Origin of the sequence: Frankia tisae (genome assembly GCF_025403405.1) — a bacterium.
Lineage (GTDB): Bacteria > Actinomycetota > Actinomycetes > Frankiales > Frankiaceae > Frankia > Frankia tisai.
In genome coordinates this window covers 1-644 of the sequence record NZ_JANEZT010000772.1, presented here as the reverse complement: position 1 = coordinate 644, position 644 = coordinate 1, and the positions used below count along the sequence as shown (strand labels likewise).

1 protein-coding gene is annotated in these 644 nt (G+C 66.1%); it reads right to left on the bottom strand.

The window, feature by feature from the left end; all coding sequences use genetic code 11:
- Window positions 1-171: 171 nt before the first annotated feature.
- Window positions 172-522 (bottom strand): RNA polymerase-binding protein RbpA, encoded by a 351-nt coding sequence (locus tag NBZ85_RS31610; protein ID WP_009738606.1) that lies wholly within the window; start codon window positions 520-522, stop codon window positions 172-174.
- Window positions 523-644 lie beyond the last annotated feature (122 nt).

Here is a 644-nt window from a genome sequence, read left to right as displayed (position 1 = left end):
ACCCCACCCCACGCCAATCCACCACCACCGACAACATCACCACCAGCCACAGCTCCTGACGACCCGCCACCCGTCACAGCCACCCCGGGCATGCCAAAGGGTCGGGCACGCACAAACCCGTGCCCGACCCTAAAACCGCGGACCACCCGAAAAGCCGCGGACGCACAGCCCTTAGGCGGTACGCCGCCCTTCACCGGTGCCGCGCAACACCGCCAATCGCTCCGCCAGGACCTCCTCCAAATCATCGGTGGTCCGGCGCTCCATCAACATGTCCCAGTGCGTCCGCGGCGGCTTCGACTTCTTCGGCTCAGGCCGCTCACCATCGACGATCACCGACGCCCCACCACAGACCTTGCACTCCCACACCGACGGCACCTCCGCCTCCGCCGCGAAGGGCATCGTGAACTGGTGGCCGTTGGGGCAGTCGTACGACGCCGACTGCCGTGGGGCAAGCTCGGTGCTGCGGTCAGTCTCGTAGGACACTGCACCGAGACGGCTTCCCCGCAGGATGCGCTCGCCCATATAACTCCTCCGAGCGTCGAGACGTGTGCAACTACCCCTCGACAACGTTCTGGCCAGCCGAGACGTTCCCGCCGAGGAAGGACCCGTAACACAATCATGAACGCACAGCGTCCCCACCCCAC

What these genes read in the sequence shown, in the direction of transcription:
- NBZ85_RS31610 (WP_009738606.1), bottom strand. Translation starts at nt 522, where the DNA reads ATGGGCGAGCGCATCCTGCGGGGAAGCCGTCTCGGTGCAGTGTCCTAC.